General features: G+C 74.3%; 17 protein-coding genes. 12 read left to right on the top strand and 5 right to left on the bottom strand.

What is annotated here, in order from left to right:
- Positions 1-6 precede the first annotated feature (6 nt).
- The 3 genes from D7318_RS19145 to D7318_RS34615 all read left to right on the top strand — a co-directional run bounded on the left by D7318_RS19145 (position 7) and on the right by D7318_RS34615 (position 2,428).
- Positions 7-885 carry a hypothetical protein gene (locus D7318_RS19145; protein WP_230423888.1) on the top strand — a complete coding sequence of 293 codons (879 nt, stop codon included), beginning with the start codon at positions 7-9 and terminating at the stop codon, positions 883-885.
- A gap of 130 nt (positions 886-1,015) precedes the next feature.
- A complete protein-coding gene (locus D7318_RS19140) occupies positions 1,016-2,254 on the top strand; it encodes an alpha/beta family hydrolase (protein WP_120698332.1) in 1,239 nt (412 codons plus the stop codon).
- A 48-nt stretch (positions 2,255-2,302) separates the two neighbouring features.
- Positions 2,303-2,428 (top strand): hypothetical protein, encoded by a 126-nt coding sequence (locus D7318_RS34615; RefSeq protein WP_268987352.1) that lies wholly within the window; start codon positions 2,303-2,305, stop codon positions 2,426-2,428.
- A 31-nt stretch (positions 2,429-2,459) separates the two neighbouring features.
- Here the strand turns inward: D7318_RS34615 and D7318_RS19135 are convergent, their stop codons facing one another.
- Positions 2,460-4,202, bottom strand: a complete 1,743-nt coding sequence (locus D7318_RS19135) for a helix-hairpin-helix domain-containing protein (RefSeq protein WP_120698331.1) — start codon at positions 4,200-4,202, stop codon at positions 2,460-2,462.
- A 134-nt stretch (positions 4,203-4,336) separates the two neighbouring features.
- Positions 4,337-5,359, bottom strand: coding sequence for a glycoside hydrolase family 5 protein (locus tag D7318_RS19130; protein ID WP_230423887.1), 1,023 nt, complete (start codon positions 5,357-5,359; stop codon positions 4,337-4,339).
- Positions 5,360-5,639: 280 nt separating this feature from the next.
- On the opposite strand from D7318_RS19130, the gene D7318_RS19125 reads away from it, so the two are divergent.
- Both D7318_RS19125 and D7318_RS19120 read left to right on the top strand, forming a co-directional pair.
- Positions 5,640-6,017, top strand: coding sequence for an SH3 domain-containing protein (locus tag D7318_RS19125; RefSeq protein WP_147437754.1), 378 nt, complete (start codon positions 5,640-5,642; stop codon positions 6,015-6,017).
- Positions 6,018-6,882: 865 nt separating this feature from the next.
- Positions 6,883-7,842, top strand: coding sequence for a methyltransferase domain-containing protein (locus D7318_RS19120; protein ID WP_120698329.1), 960 nt, complete (start codon positions 6,883-6,885; stop codon positions 7,840-7,842).
- Positions 7,843-7,864: 22 nt separating this feature from the next.
- On the opposite strand, the gene D7318_RS19115 is transcribed toward D7318_RS19120, so the two are convergent.
- Entirely contained in the window at positions 7,865-9,826 is a 1,962-nt protein-coding gene (locus tag D7318_RS19115; protein WP_120698328.1) for a sensor histidine kinase, read from the bottom strand.
- Between the two features lie 143 nt (positions 9,827-9,969).
- Between D7318_RS19115 and D7318_RS19110 the strand changes: the two genes are divergently transcribed.
- From D7318_RS19110 to D7318_RS19100, 3 genes are all read left to right on the top strand, one after another.
- Positions 9,970-10,701 carry a TetR/AcrR family transcriptional regulator gene (locus D7318_RS19110; RefSeq protein ID WP_120698327.1) on the top strand — a complete coding sequence of 244 codons (732 nt, stop codon included), beginning with the start codon at positions 9,970-9,972 and terminating at the stop codon, positions 10,699-10,701.
- On the top strand, positions 10,698-10,952 hold the full coding sequence (locus D7318_RS19105) for a hypothetical protein (protein WP_120698326.1): 255 nt from the start codon (positions 10,698-10,700) through the stop codon (positions 10,950-10,952). The genes D7318_RS19110 and D7318_RS19105 overlap by 4 nt, the downstream gene beginning before the upstream one ends.
- A 99-nt stretch (positions 10,953-11,051) precedes the next feature.
- Positions 11,052-11,741, top strand: coding sequence for a hypothetical protein (locus D7318_RS19100; RefSeq protein ID WP_120698325.1), 690 nt, complete (start codon positions 11,052-11,054; stop codon positions 11,739-11,741).
- A 462-nt stretch (positions 11,742-12,203) separates the two neighbouring features.
- Here the strand turns inward: D7318_RS19100 and D7318_RS19095 are convergent, their stop codons facing one another.
- Both D7318_RS19095 and D7318_RS19090 read right to left on the bottom strand, forming a co-directional pair.
- Complete coding sequence (locus D7318_RS19095) at positions 12,204-12,695, bottom strand: roadblock/LC7 domain-containing protein (RefSeq protein ID WP_230423884.1); 492 nt, start codon at positions 12,693-12,695, stop codon at positions 12,204-12,206.
- Entirely contained in the window at positions 12,692-15,028 is a 2,337-nt protein-coding gene (locus D7318_RS19090) for a sensor histidine kinase (RefSeq protein ID WP_183091545.1), read from the bottom strand. The genes D7318_RS19095 and D7318_RS19090 overlap by 4 nt, the downstream gene beginning before the upstream one ends.
- Positions 15,029-15,445: 417 nt before the next feature.
- On the opposite strand from D7318_RS19090, the gene D7318_RS19085 reads away from it, so the two are divergent.
- The 4 genes from D7318_RS19085 to D7318_RS19070 all read left to right on the top strand — a co-directional run bounded on the left by D7318_RS19085 (position 15,446) and on the right by D7318_RS19070 (position 19,137).
- Positions 15,446-16,258: a protein phosphatase 2C domain-containing protein gene (locus tag D7318_RS19085; protein ID WP_120698405.1), complete on the top strand. Its 813-nt coding sequence runs from the start codon at positions 15,446-15,448 to the stop codon at positions 16,256-16,258.
- Positions 16,259-16,293: 35 nt separating this feature from the next.
- The gene (locus D7318_RS19080; RefSeq protein WP_120698322.1) at positions 16,294-17,055 is read left to right on the top strand and encodes a spermidine synthase family protein; all 762 of its coding nucleotides are present in this window, start codon (positions 16,294-16,296) and stop codon (positions 17,053-17,055) included.
- Positions 17,056-17,170: 115 nt separating this feature from the next.
- The gene (locus tag D7318_RS19075; protein WP_408055510.1) at positions 17,171-18,040 is read left to right on the top strand and encodes a response regulator transcription factor; all 870 of its coding nucleotides are present in this window, start codon (positions 17,171-17,173) and stop codon (positions 18,038-18,040) included.
- Between the two features lie 47 nt (positions 18,041-18,087).
- Positions 18,088-19,137 (top strand): HAMP domain-containing sensor histidine kinase, encoded by a 1,050-nt coding sequence (locus D7318_RS19070; RefSeq protein WP_120698404.1) that lies wholly within the window; start codon positions 18,088-18,090, stop codon positions 19,135-19,137.
- Positions 19,138-19,251 lie beyond the last annotated feature (114 nt).

Genomic DNA, 19,251 nt, shown 5'->3' with positions numbered 1-19,251 from the left:
TCTTCGGTGAACGACACGACCCCCGACGCGACCGGTGGGGATCTCCCCAAGGACAAGCTGCCGCGCGCCGACTGCACGGTGGACGCCACCGGCACCCTCACGTTGGAGGTGGGCGGGCTGCGCGGCGCCGACCGCCCTCGGCTGCTGCTGCGGCTGCGCCCCAAGCGCGGCACCGAGCAGGTCGCCGTCGCCGACCGGGCCACGCACGAGGTGGACCTCGCCCCCTCCCCCGACGAGCCGGGCCGCTGGCGCGCCGCGCTCAACGGCGGGGGCCCCGTCCTCGACGAGGGCCGCTGGGACGTCTGGGTCGCCCCCGGCGGCAGCACCACGGGCGGCGAGCTGCGCGTGGTGCCGGGGGCCCGCGACCTGCGGATCCTCGCCTCGGGCGGCTTCCCTGACCCGGTGCTCCCGCTGGAGGTGCGCGTCCCCTACGCCACCAAGGACGGGTACTTCTCGATCCGCGCCTGGCGGCGGCCCAGCCATGCGGAGGCGGGCGATCTCACCGTGCGGGACGGCACGTTGACGGTCACCGGGCGCCTGCTTGGCGCGCGCCTCGGCCGGGGGGCGCGGGCGCTGCTCAAGCGGCGCGGCAAGGGCGGCCCCCAGGTGGAGACGCGTCTCGCCGACGAGGGGCAGGGCGCGTTCACCTTCCGCGCCGACTACGCCGACATCCCGCACGACGTCCAGGGTCCTGACCCGGCGTACTGGGACGTCTACCTCAAGCCGGGCGGCAGGACCGCGCGGGTCAGGGTGGCGCGGCTGCTCGACGACGTGGCGGACAAGAAGACGGTGTTCGTCTACCCCACGACGGAGCTCGGCCAGGTGACCATCCGCCCGTACTACACGCTGGACAACGACCTGGCCGTCCAGGTCTCGGCGCGGTAGATCCGCGCGGCCGACCCGCGCGGCGGACCCGCGGCGCGACCCGCTCGCCGCCCCGCTCGCCGCGCGGGCGGGGCGCCGAGGGGGTTCGATGGAGGGGCAGGCCCACAGGGTGGAGCAGGGAGGTAACGGCATGATCTTCGCCGACCGCGTGGACGCAGGGCGGCGGCTCGCCCGGGAGCTGACATACCTGCGCGGCCAGGACGTGGTGGTCCTCGGCCTGCCGAGGGGCGGGGTGCCGGTGGCCGCCGAGGTCGCCTCCGCGCTGCGGGCCCCGCTCGACGTGGGGGTGGTCAGAAAGCTGGGCCTGCCGATGCAGCCCGAGCTCGCCATGGGCGCCATCGCGGAGGACGGCGCGCGCGTGATCAACCAGCAGGTGGTGAACACCGCGCGCGTCAGCGACGACCAGCTGGCCGAGGTCGAGCGGAACGAACGGGCCGAGCTGGCCCGCAGGGCCCGCCAGTACCGGGGCGGGCGGCCCCCCGTCTCGGTGAGCGGCCGCACCGTGGTGATCGTGGACGACGGCATCGCCACCGCCGCGACGGCGCGCGCGGCGTGCCGGGCGGCGCGCACGCGGGGCGCGAGCCGGGTGATCCTGGCGGTGCCGGTCGCGCCCGACGACTGGCGCGAGCGCGTGGGCGGGGACGCCGACGAGTGCGTGTGCCCCGAGACGGCGGCGGACTTCATGGCGGTCGGCCAGTTCTACCGCGACTTCGCCCCCACCACGAACGAGCAGGTGGTGTCGTTCCTCGAGCACGGCAGCTCGCGCGAGGTCACCGTCCAGGCCGGGCCCGTGCGGCTCTCGGGCGAGCTGACGGTGCCGGAGGGCGCGTCGGGGATCGTGGTGTTCGCGCACGGCAGCGGCAGCGGACGGCACAGCCCGCGCAACCAGTTCGTGGCCGACGCCCTGAACACCGCGGGGCTCGGCACGCTCCTCTTCGACCTGCTGACCGACGAGGAGGAGGGCGACCGGGCGAAGGTGTTCGACGTCCCGCTGCTCGCCGACCGCCTCGCCGCCGCCACCCGCTGGCTCGACTCCTCGCTCCCGCTCGGCTACTTCGGCGCGAGCACGGGCGCGGCGGCGGCGCTGTGGGCGGCGGCCGACGGCGACCCGCCGGTCGGCGCGGTGGTCTCCCGCGGCGGCCGCCCCGACCTCGCGGGCGACCGCCTCCCCGAGGTCCAGGCCCCGACCCTGCTGATCGTGGGCGAGGACGACCCCGAGGTCCTCACGATGAACCGCGAGGCCCAGGAGATCCTCCGCGCCCCCACCCGTCTGTCGACGGTCCAGGGCGCCACCCACCTCTTCGAGGAGCCGGGCGCCCTGTCCCAGGTCGCGGAGCTGGCCCGCGACTGGTTCCTCGACCGGCTGTAGGCGTTGCGCGTCGGCCACGTCGATCCCGCACGGGTGACGGGACGGCGGATGAGCCTGCCCCTCGACCTGCCGCGCAACGAGCTGCTCGTCCGCGGCAGGATCACCGAGGACGCCATCGCCGGGATCGTCGACGACGTCTTCCTCCCGCTCGTGCGCCCGCGCGCGGCGGACTGACGGGGCGAACGGCCCGCCGCGGCCGAGGCGTTCACGGGCGTTCGGCGTCGCGGCCGAGGAAGCGGCGGAGGCGGGCGAGGGGCCAGGTGTTGATCACCTCGGCGGCGGGCAGCCACGCGCGCTGGGCCGTGGCCGCCGACCAGCGGACGTTCGCCAGCTCGCGCGTGCTGTGCGCGTCGCTGTCGAGCGCGAACCGCACGCCATGGCGGCGCGCCCGCATGACGTGCTCGTCGTGGAGGTCGAGGCGGTTGGGGTGGCCGTTGATCTCCAACGCCGTGCCCGTGCGCGCGCAGGCCGCGAAGACCGCGTCCAGGTCGGCGTCGATCCGGCCGCGCAGGCCGATCTTGCGGGTCGTCGGGTGGCCGATGACCTGGACGTGGGGGTTCTCGCAGGCCCGGATCAGGCGGCGCGTCTGGGCCGCCCGGTCCAGGCCGAAGTGCGAGTGGATCGACGCCACGCACAGGTCGAACCCCGCGAGGAACGCGTCGGGCCAGTCGACGCCGCCGTCCGGGTCGATGTTCAGCTCCGTGCCGTGCAGCAGCCGCATCCCGCCCGCGCCGCGCCCGCCCATGCCGCGCTCAAGGGCCCGCAGCTCCTCCCGCTGCGCCAGGATCTTCTCCTCCGTCATGCGCTGCATCCGCAGCCGGGGCGCGTGATCGGTGACCGCCAGGTACGCGTAGCCGCGCGCGGCCGCCGCCTCGACCATCGCGGCCAGCGGCGCGAGGCCGTCCGTGAGGTCCGTGTGCGTGTGCAGGTCGCCGCGCAGCGCGTCCTCGGTGACGAGCGCGGGCAGCGCCCCCTCGGCGGCCGCGTCGATCTCGCCCCGGTTCTCGCGCAGCGTCGGCGGCACCCAGTCGAGGCCCAGCGCGGCGTAGAGCTCCTCCTCCGTCGCGGTCGCGACCCGTTCCCCCGCGTCTACGTCCACCAGCCCGTCGGGCGCGAACCGCAGCCCCCGGCGCGCGGCCCGCTCCCGCAGCGCGGCGACATGCGCCCGCGCGCCGGTCGCGTGCGCCAGGCCCGCGCCCCAGCCATCGGGCGCCACCACGCGAACCGTCACGCGCTGCCCTCCGGCCGTGGCCACGGCCGCCCGCACCCGGCCCACCTCGACCGTCCTGGCCGCGAACGGCAACGCGGTGAACGCCTCGAGCACCGGACCCGGATCCCGCGCGGCGGCCACCAGATCCACCGAGCCGACCGTCTCACGCATCCGGCGCAGCGCCCCCGCCCATGTGGCGCGCTCACACCCGGCGGCAACCAGGCCTTGCGCGGCCTCGTCGGCCAGGTCGTGCGCCGCGTCGAGCAGCATCCGGCCCCCGGTCTCCCTGGCCACCGCCACCCCGCGCAGGATCTTCTCGCGCGTCCTGGGGCCGAAGCCGGAAAGCCCTGACAGCCTGCCCGCGTTGATCGCCTCGACCAGCTCGTCCACGCCCGTGATGCCGCGCTCGCGGTACAACGTCATGGCCTTCTTGGGGCCGAGCGACGGGATCGACATCAGCCGCCGCACGCCGGGCGGCACCGCCGCGCGGGTCGCGTCGAACGCCTGGACGCGCCCGGTGCGCAGATACTCCTCGACCTTGTCCGCGATGGACGCGCCCACGCCGGGAATGTCGCGCAGCCCGGCCGCGTCGAGCCCCCCGATGTCGCGCGGGTGGCCACGGATGGCGCGCGCCGCCTTCTCGTAGGCGCGCTGCTTGAACGCGTCTCCGCCGGTGATGGCGATGAGGTCGGCGTACTCCCGCAGCAGCGCGTCGACCTCGTCGTTCGGCCGGGCCATGCGGCCAGTCTCGCAGCGCCCGCCGAGGCGCGCGACCCGGCGCCACGACCGGCGACGAGGCCACGGGCCGCCCGGGGCGACGCCGACGCCCCGGGTGACCCGTGCTCCGAACGACCGCGAGCGGCCGAACGGGTCTATGCGCCCGAGTAGATGGTGGCTTCCTCGGACGTTTCGCCTATGCCGTCGGGCCCGTTGAGGAACCGCTCGCCCCAGGGCGTCAACGAGGCCGGGTCGAAGCCGTTGACCATGTCAAGGTACTCCACACCACCGCTGTTCCCGCTCCAGGACCAGCCGATGTAACCAAGCCCCAACTCCCGCGTCACGGACATGATCGCGTCCTCGTCCGGATTCCCGTCGGAATGATCGTGCCCGAACTCACCCACCAGAATCGGCAGCCCGGCCTCGACAAAGCCCGTCAGATACGAACGCACCGTGGACTCCGCGCTGAAGACCCCGTACATGTGGATGGAGAACACCAGATTCCCCGTCGGATCGGCGTCATACACCTCCCGCGCCGTGTCCCGCATCGTGAACGACCAGTCCTGACCCCAGTTCGGCGCGTCCACCAGCAACGTGTGCTCGAAACCCCCACCCCGCAACGTCGCCACCGCGTCGATCGTCGCCCGTGTCCACTCCGCGTAACCCGTGTTCCCGTACGGCTCGTTACCGATGTTGACCACGACATAGTCCTCCTGGCCCACCACCGCGCTCCGCACACTCAGCCAGTACTCCGCCGCACGCTCCAGCGACACCGCGGCCGACGCCTCCGGATACCCCGTCGTGTCATGCACCTCGAGCACACAGATCAGCCGGTTCGCCTTGCACTCCTCGACGATCCCCGACAACTCGGCCGCCGACGTCTCCGCCCACTGATCACCACTGGAGAGCACCACCCGCACGGAGTTGGCACCCTCCGCCTTGATCGCCGCCAACGACTCCGACGTCTCCCCCGCATACCAGGCATGCGGATGATTCACCCCACGAAGCACCAGATCACTCCCCGTCGACTCCACCAACCGACCACCCTGCACGGTCAAACCGGTGGCGGCGGGAACAACGGGGCCTTCCGCGAGCGCGGGGGGCGCCGCGAGCGAGGCACCGAGCAGACCGGCGGCCATGGCGGCCACGATGCCGCCGATTCGGGTCTTGGCGTTCAAGGTCTTCTCCTCAGGGAGTTCCGTCCCGTAGGACTCCGAGTGGGTGGGGGGAAAGGAGACCGGCGCGGGAGCGCAGTGGGAGCGCTCCCATGAGCCACCCCCATCTCAGCCACCCCGCCCCGGCCTGTCAAGAGACGGGACGCGACAACTCCAAGTGGAGGGCTGGACTCCGCACTGTTCGTTACTCTTCGCCATGATTTGCACCCCCATTCGGGTGCACCTAGGCTGGGAACGGTTGCGGAGAGTGAGAAGGGGGCGTGAGGGCGAGGAGGCGTGCGACATGTCCCGATCCGTGTTCGGCAGGCTCTCGCGGTGCGCGTCGGGCGGCGCGATGGCCGTGACCGTGGCTGCGGCCGTGGCCGGGGCTGCCGCTGCGGCGCCCGGCGGCGGGGCGCAGGCGCCCGACGCTGCGGCGACGGCCGAGGCGGACGCCGTGGCGGGCCAGGTCGCGAACGCCTCGGGCACGCGCCTCCGCGAGGCCCCGCACGCCGCGTCCACCGTCCTGGCGTCGGCGCCCGAGGGGGAGCGGCTGCGCGTGCTGTGCGCGGCGGAGGGCGAACAGCACTCGTGGTGGTACCTCGTGCGGGGCGACGACTACGCGTGGGTTCCGGCGACGGAGGTGGAGGTTGTGGGGGTGCGGGGGGTTGAGCGGTGTTGAGCGGCGTTGAGCTTGGGGGCGGCTACGGAGGGTCCGGTGGTTGTTGCCGTCGCCCGCGGTGTCCGGTGTTGTGGCGGTGCGGGTCAGAGATCGACACCTACGGGAGGGGGGCGTCGGGTGTGCGGCCGTCTCGGTAAACGGGCTGTTTGTTCTTGGGCCGGGACCGTTCGCCGAACGGGCGCAGCCGCGACGGTAGTTGGCGGCCGTTGTGCCGGTGGTCGCTTAAGGTAGCGCGCACCCTTCGGGCCTGCCCTGGCCGCCCGAAGCGTTTTCAAGCCTGGCGTCCGTTGAGCTGATGTAGCGGGCCGGTGCTTATCCGCGGCTTATGCCGGGGCGGATGCTCTTTTGAAACGCGGCACACTTTGTGTTGAACAGAACGTGCCGCGTTTCAGAAGAGCACCCGGCCTCGCGTAAGCGAGGCATAAAGCTTGACGGGCCCGCTGAACGACGCGCGCCCCGGCCCCGGACCGGCCCGCTCCATAAGCTCAACGTGCGCGCGGTGAACGACGAGAGCGGCGGCCAGGGCAGGCCCGAAGGGTGCGCGCCACCGCAACCGACCACCGGCAAAACGGCCGCCCACAAGGGACGCGGCCGCGCCCGTTCGGCGAACGGCCCCAGCCGACAACGAGACCCACCGTTTACCGAGACGGCCGCACACCCGACACCCCTCCCCCCGTAGGTGCAAGCCCTGACCCGCACCCACCACAAAAGCAGAGGACGGCAGACGGCGAACGGGAGGACATCCAGCCCGTAGCCGCCGCCCCCCACCAAGCCAGGCGGCGCGGAAACGTTCGGTGCGGTACGTCGGGCGGGGTCCGCTCGTTGTGCACGGCGAACCGCCGTGACTCGCTTCGGAGGGATCCCCATGACCATCGCCACCCGCCCTGCCGACGGCAGTCCACGCGGCTCCGTGTGGCGTGCGGTGTTCGACGCCGTGCCGCGTGACGCGTTCCTTCCCGAGCCGGGTGGGGGCGAGGAGCCGCACGGGATGCTGCGGACCATGTTCGAGGCGCTCGACGTGCCGGACGGCGGGCGGGTGCTCGAGCTTGGCACCGGCACGGGGTACGGCGCCGCGCTGCTGTGCCAACGCTTCGGCGGCGCACGCGTCGTGTCGCTCGACCCCGATCCCGAGGTACTGGGCAAGGCGCGCGCCCGGCTGGCGGGCGCCGGATACGCGCCGGCGCTCGCAGCGGGGGACGGGGCTCGCGGCTGCTCGGAGTACGCCCCCTATGGGGCGGTGGTCGGGCGGCCGGTCAACGGGCGGGTGCCCGCGGCGCTGCTGGCACAGGTGGCGCCGGGGGGCGCGTTGGCCGTGGCGCTCAGCTCGGGCATCGCGGTGCTGACCGCGGGGGTGGACGCGACGGCGTCGGGCCGCTTCCTGCCGGTGCTGGCGCGGCCGGGGGCGGGGGCGGCGCCCTCGGTGCGCAGCTACATCCCGGCGTTGCTCGTGCCGCTCGGCACGGCCGCAGACGTGCCGCTCCCGGTGGAGCTCTCGGCCGAAGTGCCGCGTTTCCTCGGGGGGTTGGTGCAGCCCGACGTGCATGAGCTGTCGCTCATCGACGCGGACGGGCGGCGGATCTACGGGCTGGTGCACCCCGGCAGCGGGTCATGGGCGCGGGTGGCGCCGCGCGACGACGGGACCGCGCGCATCCAGTACGAGGGCGCCCGCGACCTGTGGGGCGAGCGCGCCCCGGTGCTGGCGGCGTGGGCGGACGCCGGGCGGCCGCGCCCCGAGCGGTACGGGCTCGGCGTCTCGGCAGACGGGCGGCACCGGCTGTGGCTCGACAACCCCGTGGACGGCCCTGGTTGGTTCCTCCCCGGCTGAACGGGCCGCGCGGGCAACGGACTCAGGCGGGAACGCCGCTGCCGTGTCGCTCCTGCGCCAGGCCCGGGCTCAACAGCCGGGGCGGCAGGGCCACATACGCCGACACCCCGGCGCCCCTCGCGGACGCGTTGGTCGGCGCGCTCTGCGTGTGCCTGACCTCCACCTGCACGCCGAGGCGGGCCGCGATCGTGCCCACGACGTAGTGGCCGAGGAAACGGGTCGGCGCGACAAGGAAGTTGTCCTTGCCCGCGAGCCGGTCGTTGGCACGGCCCAGCTCCTCATCGGTCATGCCCGTGCCACGGTCCACGACGGCCAGGCAGTACTCCGCGCCGTCCCACCAGCCGTACACCTCGACAGGGCGCGCCGGGGGCGAGGCGGTGAGCGCGTTCTCGATCAACTCCGCGAGCAGGTGCGACAGTTCGTAGACCGTCGAGCCATGGATCAGGCAGGGCTCGGACTCCACGAGCGTCACCCGGCGGTACTCCTCGACCTCCGAGACGGCCGAACGCACCACCTCCGCCACCTCGGCCGTGCCGGTCCACACGCGCGGCGGGAGCTGCTGGCCGGTGAGGATGAGCAGCGAGTCGGCGTTGCGGCGCATGCGGGTGGCCAGGTGGTCGAGCTCGAACAGCTCCGCCAGCGCGTCCGGGTCGAGCTCCTTGCTCTCCAGCGCGGTGATCAGCCGGAGTTGGCGGCGGACCAGGGCCTGGTTGCGGTGGCCGAGGTTGGCGAGCGACTCGGTGCCGTTGCGCCGCAGCACGGTCTGCTGGGCGGCCAGGTCGACGGCGGTGCGTTCGACGTCGTGCAACGCGGCGGCCAAGCGCGTGACTTCCTCCGCGCCCCCGCCCAACCCCGGGTCGGGCCCGGGCGGTTCGAGGCGTGCGGCCTCCTCGGGCTCGGCCTCCTGGATGGTGCGGACGGTATCGGGGAGCCGTTCGCCCGCGACGTTCTCCGCCTGCCGCGTCAGCTCGTCCAGCGGGCGCGTGATCGAGCGCGCGGCCAGCACGGCAAGGGCGATCGCGACGGCCACGATCAGGACGCCGAGCGCGACGAAGCCCACGAGCTGCGCCGTGGCCGCCCTGCGCAACTGGTCGGCGCGGCTCGTCGCGTCGGGCCCGACCCGCTGCTGCACCTCGTGCAGCGCGTCGGTCAGCGCGGTGGCGGCCTCCCACCACTCCGCCGCGTCGGTCCCGAGCGGCGAGCCGTCGGCGCCCGCGTCCGCGCGGTCCTCGAACGTGGCGACCCGCTCGGCCTCCGGCGAGTCGAACGCCCCGTCGAGCGCGGCCTGTTGGGCGTCGGTGGCCAGTCGGCCATAGCTGGCGAGCGCGGCGTCGCGTGCGGCGCGCGTCGCGACGAACTCCAGGTACTGGCCGTCGTCGAAGCGGCCCGCGACGAACACCCCGTTCATCAGGCCGCGTTCCTGGGCGAGCGCCTCGGTGGCGGTGGACAGGGCCTGGAGGGCGGCCATGCCGTCGCTCAGCCGCTGGTCGCCATGGGCGGGATCCTCGGCAAGCTGCGCCTCGTTGAGCCGCGCGATGGCGTCGGCGAAGTAGGCCAGGGCCTCCTCGGGCGCGATGTTCTCGTCGTCCACGCGGGCGCGCGTGCCGTCCAGCTCGCCCAGCGAGCCGAGCGCCTCATCGAACGCGGGGGCCGCGCCCCCGTCGACGCGCCTGACCAGCTCGCCGCGGATCGCGTCCACGCGGCGGCGCGTGTCCGCGAGCTCGGGCCGATACCGCCCCGCGCCCACCATCAGCCCGCTGGTGAGCCCGTGCTCGCGCTGCAACTCGCGCACCAAGTCCTGGACGTCGAGCGCGAGTTGGACCCGGTCGCCGCTCTCCCTCGCCGCCGACCAGTCCGCCGCGCGGTCCGCGACCCCGATGCCGGTGAGGACGAGGAGCAGGGCCGTGGGCACGGCGAGAACGATCGCCACCCGGCCTCGGATCGTGCCCCAGTAGGGAAGGCGGCCCGTCCGTCGTCGCTTCATGGTCACCCAGCACAGCCCAACGCGGTTACCTGCGCCCCGGGGACCCGTGTCCGTCAAGTGAACGGGGGGAGTGAACCTGTGGGTGAACCTGTGGATGGCCGGGTCACGACGTCGTGTCGGTGGCGGCCGTTACGCTTCGGAGCATGACCAGCCGTCCCGCAGCACCCCCTCGGGCGTACCGCAGGCTCAGCGTGGAGCAGCGCAAGGACGAGCTGCTCGCCGCCGCGCGGCGGCTGTTCGCGCGGCACGCGCCCGACGCCGTGTCGCTCGACCGGGTGGCGCGCACCGCGGGCGTCTCCCGGCCGCTGGTGTACCGCTATTTCCCCGGCGGCAAGCAGCAGTTGTACGAGGCGGTGCTGCGCGGCGCCGCGGCCGATCTCGAGCGGTGCTTCACCGTGGGCGCCTCGGGTCCGCTGAGCGAGCGGCTGGCCGAGGTGCTCGACCGCTATCTGACGTTCGCCGTGGAGCACGGCGAGGGCTTCTCGGCGCTGCTCGCGGGCGGCAGCGTGGTGGAGACGTCGCGCACTTCGGCCATCGTGGACGGCGTGCGGCGCGCCGCGGCCCGGCGTGTGCTCGACCATCTCGCCGTCGAACAGCCGGGCGCCCGCCTTGACTTGACGGTGCGCACCTGGATCACATCGGTCGAGGCGGCGTCGCTGATCTGGCTCGACGAGGGGCGGCGGGTGCCGCTGGGCGAGCTGCGCGACTGGCTCGTCGACCAGTTCATCGCACAGCTGGTCGTCACGGCGGGGCGGGACAAGGAGACCGCGCGCGTGCTGCGCGCCGCGGCGGCGCTCGAAGCGCCGGGCGGGCGCGTCGACGCGCTGGTGGAGCGCACGCTCACCAGGATGGCGCCTGCCACACTCGAGCTGTGAGAAGCGAGGAGACGCCGTTCGTCGGGGGGCCGCTCGACGGCCGGGTGCTGCCGGTGCTGACGGGGCCGACCGGCAAGCCGCCGCGCGTGTACGAGGTGCCGGTGCCCGGCGAGGGCGACGAGCCCGACACCGTGCACGTCTACCACCTGGAGGCCGCGGGCCACACCCGCCTGCTGCGGGTGCCGCGCGGCTGGCGTTACGTCTACGCGCCGGACGCCACACCCAGCCGGGCCCACCGCCGCAGGGGCTGACCACCCGTTCGCGCCTCCCGGCGCGCGCCCCCGGCGCGGGTGTGCACACCATCGGTCCGTCGCGGCGAGCGCCGCGACGGATGGGAGAGGTGCGCCCCGATGTACCGAACGACGCTGAGCACGACCCTCGCCGCGCTGGCCCTGGCCACCGCATCGCCATTCGCGCCCCCGGCGGCCGCCGAGCCCGGCGCGTCGGAGCCGGGTGCATCGGAAGCGGGTGCTTCGGAAGCGGGTGCTTCGGAAGCGGGCGCGCGGGACACCGCGGAGCTGCTGGCCGAGCTGCGGACCGCGTACCGCGCGACCGGCGAGGCGGCCGAGGCATACGGCGAGACCGAGGCCCGGCTGCGTGAACAGCAGCGGGAGACCGAGGAGTTGACCGACGAGCTGGCGGACGTCCGCGGCGAGCTCGCGGAGGCGAGGCAGCTCGCCGGGGCCATCGCGCGCGAGGAGTACCGCGGCGGCGGGGGCCTCCGCCTGCCGCCCGCGCTGCTCGTGCTGCTCGGCGATGACCCGACGCGTTCGCTCCACGCCGGAACGGCCGCCGCCCGCGCCGAGGCACGGACGGCGGATGCCGTCCGGCGGCTGACGGCCGGGGAGCGGCACGCCGACAAGCTGGCCACGGCGGCCCGCGCCGCACTGGACGAGGAACGCTCGCTCGCCGAGGAACGGCGCGAGCAGCGCGACGAGGTGCACCGACGCATGGACGAGGCGGCGGCCCTGCTGGCGGGACTCTCACCGGCCGAGCTTGTCCCTCGCCGGGAAACGACGCCCACGACGACGCGCTCGTGAACTGCCGGGCGCTGCCCGGCGAGAAGCCACCACGCGGCTGCCGCTGCGCGGCGAGGGCGTTACGGCACCAACTATCGGGCAACGAGCCGCCACCGGGGGTCCGCGGCTGCCGCTCCGCGGCACGGGCGTTGCCAGCGATCCGGCAACCAGCAGCCGCCGAGTGGTCCGCGACCGGGACGCCGCCGCCACCCCACGGCGAGAGGCCACCCGCGGACAGTTCGCGGCTGCGCCGCAGCTGCCGACTCCCGGCGGGCCCGCCCGGTTGCCTGCCGAGCGGTCAACACGCCCACCCGGCCCGCAGCTCGACACCGCCTCCCGGCGCGGGCGTCGCCGCCCCAGCGATCCGGCAACCAGCAGCCACCGGGTGATCCGCGACCGAGTCGCGGCCGCGCTGCCACGCCAGCGATCCGGCAACGAGCCGCCACCGGGGGGTTCCCGGGGAGGGGCACCGCCCCGGGGCCCTCACCGGATCGCCGGTGCCGCCTGGCGTAGCTCCGCTCTGAGCTCCGGGGTCAGGAGGTGGCCCGCGCGGCCCACGAACAGGGCCATCTGGTACGTCACCGAGCTCATGTCCGCGTCCGGCACCGTGTAGACGCCGAGGAGCGAGCCGTCGCTGATGGTCATCACCAGGAGGTTCCCGGTGTCCATCGCGACAAGCGTCTGGCGGACGCGTCCGCCCTCCATCAGCGTGGCCGCGCCGCCGGTGAGGCTGCCGAGGCCCGAGACCACCGTGGCCAGGTCGGCCACCGCGCCCGAGGGGCCTCCGCCGGGGTGGGCAAGCCCCGGGGCCCCGCTCGACGGCTGCGAGGAGAGCAGCGGCAGGCCGTCGGCCGAGACGACGGCGACCGAAAGCACCCCTGGCACCTCCTCGACCAGCCGGGTCAGCAGCCAGCGCAGGTCGGCGCCCCCTCGGCCGCTGTTGGTGCCGGGGGCCATACGGGTCCGTGAACTCATGACGGCATCCCCTCTCCGGTCTCGCCGGGGTACGGGCCCCCCGCCGCACCTGCCGCGTCGCGGTGGCCGTCCCTGGCGCCGCGCTGGAAGCCGCCAAGGCGGCGGCGCAGCTCCTCGGCGTCAACGGAGGCGCGCTCCCGTGCGGCGGTGGGCGGGGTGGCGGGGGTGGCGGTGGCCCGGCTGCGCAGCGGCAGGCCGCTCTCGGTGACCGGGTGTGATCCTGGGATGGTGTCGGTGGCCCGCCCGTGCTCGGGCGGCAGCTCGACCGACGGGTGTGGAAGGGTCGGGTGCGCGCCCGTGTGGTGATCGACGGGGTGGTGCCCGACGGTCGGGACGGCGCCGGTGTGGTGGGGCGTCGGCGGGGCGACGGTGGGGACCGCGCCGGTCGAGGTGTAGGGGTCGGCCTGGTACGCGTCGGGCATCGCCTCGATCAACGCGCCCGGCACCACGACCTGGGCGATCGTGCCGCCGGTGGGCCTGGTGTCGAGCCAGCAGCGCAGGCCGTGCCGGGCGGCGAGGCGCGCCACGGTGTACAGGCCCATGCCGATGCCCACGCCGGTCCCGGCCTGGTCGGCGCCCGGCGGCGGGGTCACGGGGTCGACGAGGCGTGCGTTCAGCTCCGCGAGCCGCGCGGGGGACAGGCCGAGGCCCTCGTCCTCGACGGAGAACAGCAGATCGCTCTCCACCCAGCGCGCCGTCAGCCGCACCCGGGCGCCGGTCGGCGAGAACGCCGTGGCGTTGTCGAGCAGCTCGGCCAGCAGGTGGCTGACGTCGCGGGCGGCCACGCCCACGACCCGCCCCGGCGGTGGCGGGGGCGTCGTCTCCACCAGCTCGTAGCGCTCTATCTCGCTGACGGCGGCGCGCGCCACGTCGATGAGGGTCTGGGGCTCGCCCAGCTCGGCGACGGGCGGGGCACCGGCGAGCAGCAGGAGGTTCTCCCCGTGGCGGCGCATGCGGGCCGCGAGGTGGTCCACGCTGAACAGCACGGCCAGGCGGTCGGGATCGGCCTCGTGCTCCTCCAACCCCTCGATGACCGCGAGCTGTTCGCCGACGAGGGCGAGCAGCCGCTGGGCGTGGTGGGCGAACATCCCGTGCACCGCGCCGTGCAACGCCGCCAGGCGCGCCGTCAGATCGCTCTGCTCGGCGAGCAGCCGGTCGCGCTCCATGCGCAGCCCGCCGCTGTCCCGCGCGGCCTCCTCGGCCTCCGTCACGGCGCTCGTGGCCTGCTCCTGGAGGGCGACGGTGCGGGCGCGCAGGGCGTTGACCGACGCGACGACCTCGGCGAACTCGTCGTTCCTTCCCGTGTACTTGACGGGCTCCTGGCCCGCGGGGTCGGCGGCGACGCGGCGCGTGCCGAGCCGGACGGCGGCCAGCGGGCGGGTGAGGGAGCGGGCGGTCTGGACGCTCACGCCCAGCGCGAGGAGCAACGCCACGAGCACGACGACGGCGGTGATCTGGAGCGCCGTCATGTCCTCGTCGTTCAGGGATGTGAGCGCCGCGGCCCGCTCGGCGGCGAGCGAGGTGAGCACCTCCTGCTGGAGCGCGGTGCGCGCGACGAGCGCCTCGTGCACCGCGCCCTCGTCCGCGGCCCGGTCCTCGGCCGACAGATAGGCGGTGTCGGTGAGCGAGGCGAGCAACTCATCGGCCGCGGCGGTCTCGTCGCCCGCCATGGCCCGCTCGTACGCGTCGCGCCCCGCGGGTCCCGCGATGGTGGTGAAGTCGGCGACCGCGGCGCGCTCGCGCGCCGCCTCGAGGTGGGCCAGGGAGGCGAGCTCGGGGGCCTCGCCGCCCGAGCGCAGCCCGGCGAGCACGAGCCCGCGGGTCGCGGACGAGGCGTGCACGGCGCGTACGAGGTCGGGCAGCGCGTCGCCCGTGGGGTCGGCGGCCCGGTCGGGGCGCGAGCGGCTGACGTCCCTGAAGACGGCGTCGAGCGCGTCGACCGCGGCGGTGTACGCCTCGTAGGTCTCGACGGCGGTGCTCTCGCCCGCCAGGGCGGCGTCCCTGGCCGCGGGCAGGGCGGCGAGCCGGTCGTGGACCGACTGCCCCGCGTCGTCGGGCAGTTGGTCGACGGCGCGGTCGGTGCGCTCCCTGGCCTCGCCGGAGAGCGCGCCGCCGAGGACGTCGGGGTCGCCGTCGGCCACGGCCACCACGAGCGCCTCGCGCTCGTCGGCGAGCAGGTGTGACAGGGCGAGCGCGCGGCGGCCCGACTCGGCGTCGTCCACGAGCCGCTGGGACTCGGTCAGCCGCGTGAAGGCCCCGTGCACGGCGGGCGCGCCGGCGGCGACCACGGCGAGCCCCGTCAGCAGGACGCCCACGAGCAGCCTGCTGCGCACCCGGACGCGCCGCCTGCGAGCCGCTCGGGCCCGGGAGCCTGCCGGTGCGGAGGGAGACGGGTCGGCGGGGTCGTGCAGTGTCGTCTTCCGCACCTGTGCTCGCATTCTCGTCACGTGGGCACCGACCTTGCCAGCGACGGCGGCACCCGGGGGCCGACTCCCTCCGGCCTTACCCGAAGGAGTGAACAACACCGGGAGTTGACGGACAAGCCGGTGACCTCGCCGGGCGCGTCGGGACGCGGGGAGCCGACTGGAATTCCCCATCGGCTCCTGGCAAGATCCCTCCTCCTTGCCTGCCGGACCGTGGGGCGACCGGAGTGGAACGCCCTCCCCGGACTCGCCGGGGACGAAGGCTCCCCCAACCGGGGCCAGCCCCACATTCGCTGACAAATGCCAGCTTACGGCAGAGTGATCACCATGCGCACCCAGTCCACGACCGTGCCAGGAACCCCGGGGCGGCCGAACGAGGATTACGCCGCCGTCGCCGTCCCCGCCGCCGGATCCGGCGGCGCGCTGGTCCTGCTCGACGGGGTGACGGCCAGTTTCCCCGACAACGGCTGCTCCCACGAGGTCTCCTGGTACGTCGCGCGCCTGGGCGGGGCGTTGCTCGAACTCACCGGCTCCCGGCGGGACTTGTCCCTCACCGACTGTCTCGCGTCGGCCATCTCCCGCACGGCGGACGCCCATCGGGGGACATGTGACCTTTCTCACCCGCGAACGCCGCAGTCCACGGTCGTGTGCGCGCGCTGGGACGAGGCCGCCGTGGAGTATCTGGTGCTCTCCGACTCGGTGTTGCTGCTCGGCGAGCCCGAGGGCGCGGTCCGCCCCGTGCTCGACACGCGCCTCGACGACCTGGGCCCGGCTGCCCGCAGGCTGCCGAGGGAGAGCAGGGGCGCGTTCGTCGAGTCGCTGCGGAACGCGCCCGGCGGCTTCTTCACCGCGGCGGCCGACCCCGCGGTGGCCGAGCTCGCGGTGACGGGCGCGGTGACCCGCGAGCGGGTGCGCGCCCTCGCGGCGGTGACGGACGGTCTCGGGCGCTGGGTGGAGACGTTCCGGCTGGGCGGCTGGCCCGAGTTGTTCGCCGCGCTGCTCACGCGCGGGCCGGGGCCCGCGATCGCCGAGGTGCGCGCCGCCGAGGCGGACGACCCCGATGGGGCGGCGTTCCCCCGCGGCAAGGCGCACGACGACGCCAGCGCCGTGGTCGTCGAGCTGGAGCGATCCCGGCTGTAGCGATCCTGTAGGGCGACCTGTAGGAGGATGGGCCCATGGCAGCGCTCCACCCCCCCGGCCAGCCCGCCGACGACGCCGGCCCCGTGGTCCTCGACCGCAGGCAGGGCCCGCACGGCGAGGTCGTGCTGCGCAGGCACGGGGAGCTGTTCCAGATCATCGCCAACGGCTGCTTCCTGATGGACACCTCGGACGGCCGCTCGGAACGCCTGTTGGTGAGCGCGGCACTTGAGGCTCTTGACGACGTGGACGCGCTCGACGGCGAACGCCCGGCGCCGCGCGTGCTGATCGGGGGCCTCGGCGTGGGCTTCTCGCTGGCCGAGGCCGCCGCCGAGCCGCGCTGGGGCGCGATCACCGTCGTGGAGCGCGAGCCCGCCGTCGTCGACTGGCACAGGGAAGGGCCGCTGTCCGAGGTGACCGCCGAGGCGCTGGCCGATCCGCGCGCCGAGCTGGTCGTCGCCGACCTCCTCGACCAGCTGCGCGAGGTGGCGGGGCGAGGCGACGCGGGGGGCGAGGGGCGTTATGACGCGCTGTGCCTCGACATCGACAACGGCCCCGACTGGACCGTGACGCCGGACAACGAGAGCCTGTACACGCCCGCCGGGCTCGCGGCGTGCCGCGCCGCGCTCACCCCGGGCGGCGTGCTGGCCGTCTGGTCCGCCCGACCTTCACAGGTTTTCCCCCGAAATCTGAGGGATGCCGGGTTCGCAACCGTTCGCACCAGAGAAGTGCCAGTCGTCCGGGGCGTTCCCGACGTGCTGTTTCTCGCCAGCCATCATCTCGCCAGCCGGTCCGCGTAGCCGACGGTTGATCCGTCGCTCTACGCTCTTGGAAGTGCTCATCAGCACAGGATCAGCACAACAAGAGCCAGAGACCAGCCGACTGGCACCAGGACGAATCCCGGGGGCGGGATACATGAATCAAACAGAAACCAGGACACCACCGATGGATCGGAACCATCAGGACAAGGCACTGTCACCGCATGGCCACGCCGACCCCACAGCGCAGGAACGGGCCGGCCACCACAACGCCACAGTGACCACACCGGGCGCCCAGCGCCGCGTCCTGGTCGTCGAGGACGATCCGACCATCGTCGAGGCGATCGCCGCCAGGCTGCGCGCCGAGGGCTTCCTCGTGCAGACCGCGGCCGACGGCCCTGCCGCCGTGGAGACCGCCGCCGCGTGGCATCCCGACCTGCTCATCCTCGACGTGATGCTGCCGGGCTTCGACGGGCTCGAGGTGTGCCGCCGCGTCCAGGCCCAGCGCCCGGTGCCCGTGCTGATGCTCACCGCCCGCGACGACGAGACGGACATGCTGGTCGGCCTTGGCGTCGGCGCCGACGACTACATGACCAAGCCGTTCTCGATGCGCGAGCTGGTCGCCCGCTCCCATGTGCTGCTCCGCCGCATCGAGCGCGCCGCGGTCGCGGCGACCACGCCCCGCCCCGGCAGCGTCCGCCTCGGCGACCTGGAGATCGACCGCACCCAGCGGCGGGTGAGGGCGGCGGGCAAGGACATCCATCTGACGCCCACCGAGTTCGACCTGCTCATGTGCCTGGCCCGTTCGCCCCGCGCGGTGCTCACGCGCGAGCAGTTGCTCGCCGAGGTGTGGGACTGGGCCGACGCCTCGGGCACCAGGACCGTGGACAGCCATGTCAAGGCGCTGCGGCGGAAGATCGGCGCGGAGCGCATCCGCACCGTCCACGGAGTCGGCTACGCCCTGGAGACGCCGCCCGGCTTCGCCGGCGAGACGGCCGCGCGGAGTCAGGCGCCCAACGAGGTCTAGAGGTGCAGGAGCAGATCAGCCATTCCCTCGTGCGCAGGGTGTGGCCCATGATGTGGCGCGTGCTGCGCCCGCTCGATCCCTACCGCTCGGTCAAGGCCGCGCTCGGCTGGCTCGTGATCATCTCGGTGGCGATCACCACCCTGCTGATCCTGATGGCCTACCGCTCCGACATCGGGCTCCAGGTCATCGCGATCATCGCGATCATCGCCTCGCTGCTCGTCACCCAGTTCGTCGCGCACAGTCTGGCCACGCCCGTGCTGGAGATGACCTCGGCGGCGCGGGCGATGGCCAGGGGCGACTACGGCCGCCGGGTCAGGGTGGCGCGCCGTGACGAGCTGGGCGACCTGGCGCTGGCGTTCAACCGCATGGCCGCCGATCTCCAGGCGGCCGACCAGCACCGCAAGGAGCTGATCGCCAACGTCTCGCACGAGCTGCGCACCCCCATCGCGGGGCTGCGCGCCGTGCTGGAGAACGTGGTGGACGGAGTCTCCGAGGCCGATCCCACCACCATGACGACGGCGCTCCGCTCCACCGAGCGCCTCGGGCGGCTGGTCGAGCAGCTGCTCGACCTCTCACGGCTCGAGAACGGCGCGGTCCCGCTCCAGCCGCGCGGCTTCCAGGTGGAGCCGTATCTCTCGGCCGTGCTGAACGACGCGACCGTGGCGCTGCGCCGGGGCCACGCGCGCACGGACGTGAGGTTCCGCCTCGACGTCACCCCGGGTGGCCTGCGGGCGCACGCCGACCCCGAGCGCCTCGACCAGGTGGTGACCAACCTGGTGGACAACGCCGTCAAGCACAGCCCGCGCAACGGGCAGGTCACCGTGGTGGCCAGGGCGGGCCAGCAGACGGGCGGCCTGGTCCTCGAGGTGCTCGACGAGGGCCCCGGCATCCCGCACGCGCAGCGGGAGCTGGTCTTCGAACGCTTCGGGCGCGGCACCACCAACGGCGTCACGCCGCGTGACGGGGGCACCGGGCTCGGCCTGGCGATCGCCCGCTGGGCGGTCGACCTGCACGGCGGCACGATCGGGGTGGCCGAATCCCGCAGGGGCTGCCGGATCCGCCTCACGCTGCCAGGTAACGCGCAGGCGAACACTTGACGTAGGGTCCCCGGGGAGGGGCCACTCCCCCACGCCGGGTCGGCGCCGTCGCGCGCCCCGCGGCGGGGGGTTTCGTCATGCCCGGCGGCATTCGCCCAGCTCGATGCCGGTCAT

The organism is Streptomyces radicis (assembly GCF_003626575.1).
Lineage (GTDB): Bacteria > Actinomycetota > Actinomycetes > Streptomycetales > Streptomycetaceae > Streptomyces > Streptomyces radicis.
The sequence above is the reverse complement of the archived record's forward strand: the minus strand, read 5'-3'. Positions and strand labels throughout refer to the sequence as shown.

Coding starts and splice junctions, on each gene's coding strand:
- D7318_RS19135 (WP_120698331.1), bottom strand. CDS start 4,202: ATGGCCCGGCCGAACGACGAGGTCGACGCGCTGCTGCGGGAGTACGCC.
- D7318_RS19140 (WP_120698332.1), top strand. CDS start 1,016: ATGATCTTCGCCGACCGCGTGGACGCAGGGCGGCGGCTCGCCCGGGAG.
- D7318_RS19095 (WP_230423884.1), bottom strand. CDS start 12,695: ATGAGTTCACGGACCCGTATGGCCCCCGGCACCAACAGCGGCCGAGGG.
- D7318_RS19110 (WP_120698327.1), top strand. CDS start 9,970: ATGACCAGCCGTCCCGCAGCACCCCCTCGGGCGTACCGCAGGCTCAGC.
- D7318_RS19100 (WP_120698325.1), top strand. CDS start 11,052: ATGTACCGAACGACGCTGAGCACGACCCTCGCCGCGCTGGCCCTGGCC.
- D7318_RS19075 (WP_408055510.1), top strand. CDS start 17,171: ATGAATCAAACAGAAACCAGGACACCACCGATGGATCGGAACCATCAG.
- D7318_RS19085 (WP_120698405.1), top strand. CDS start 15,446: ATGCGCACCCAGTCCACGACCGTGCCAGGAACCCCGGGGCGGCCGAAC.
- D7318_RS34615 (WP_268987352.1), top strand. CDS start 2,303: ATGAGCCTGCCCCTCGACCTGCCGCGCAACGAGCTGCTCGTCCGCGGC.
- D7318_RS19125 (WP_147437754.1), top strand. CDS start 5,640: ATGTCCCGATCCGTGTTCGGCAGGCTCTCGCGGTGCGCGTCGGGCGGC.
- D7318_RS19120 (WP_120698329.1), top strand. CDS start 6,883: ATGACCATCGCCACCCGCCCTGCCGACGGCAGTCCACGCGGCTCCGTG.
- D7318_RS19070 (WP_120698404.1), top strand. CDS start 18,088: ATGATGTGGCGCGTGCTGCGCCCGCTCGATCCCTACCGCTCGGTCAAG.
- D7318_RS19080 (WP_120698322.1), top strand. CDS start 16,294: ATGGCAGCGCTCCACCCCCCCGGCCAGCCCGCCGACGACGCCGGCCCC.
- D7318_RS19115 (WP_120698328.1), bottom strand. CDS start 9,826: ATGAAGCGACGACGGACGGGCCGCCTTCCCTACTGGGGCACGATCCGA.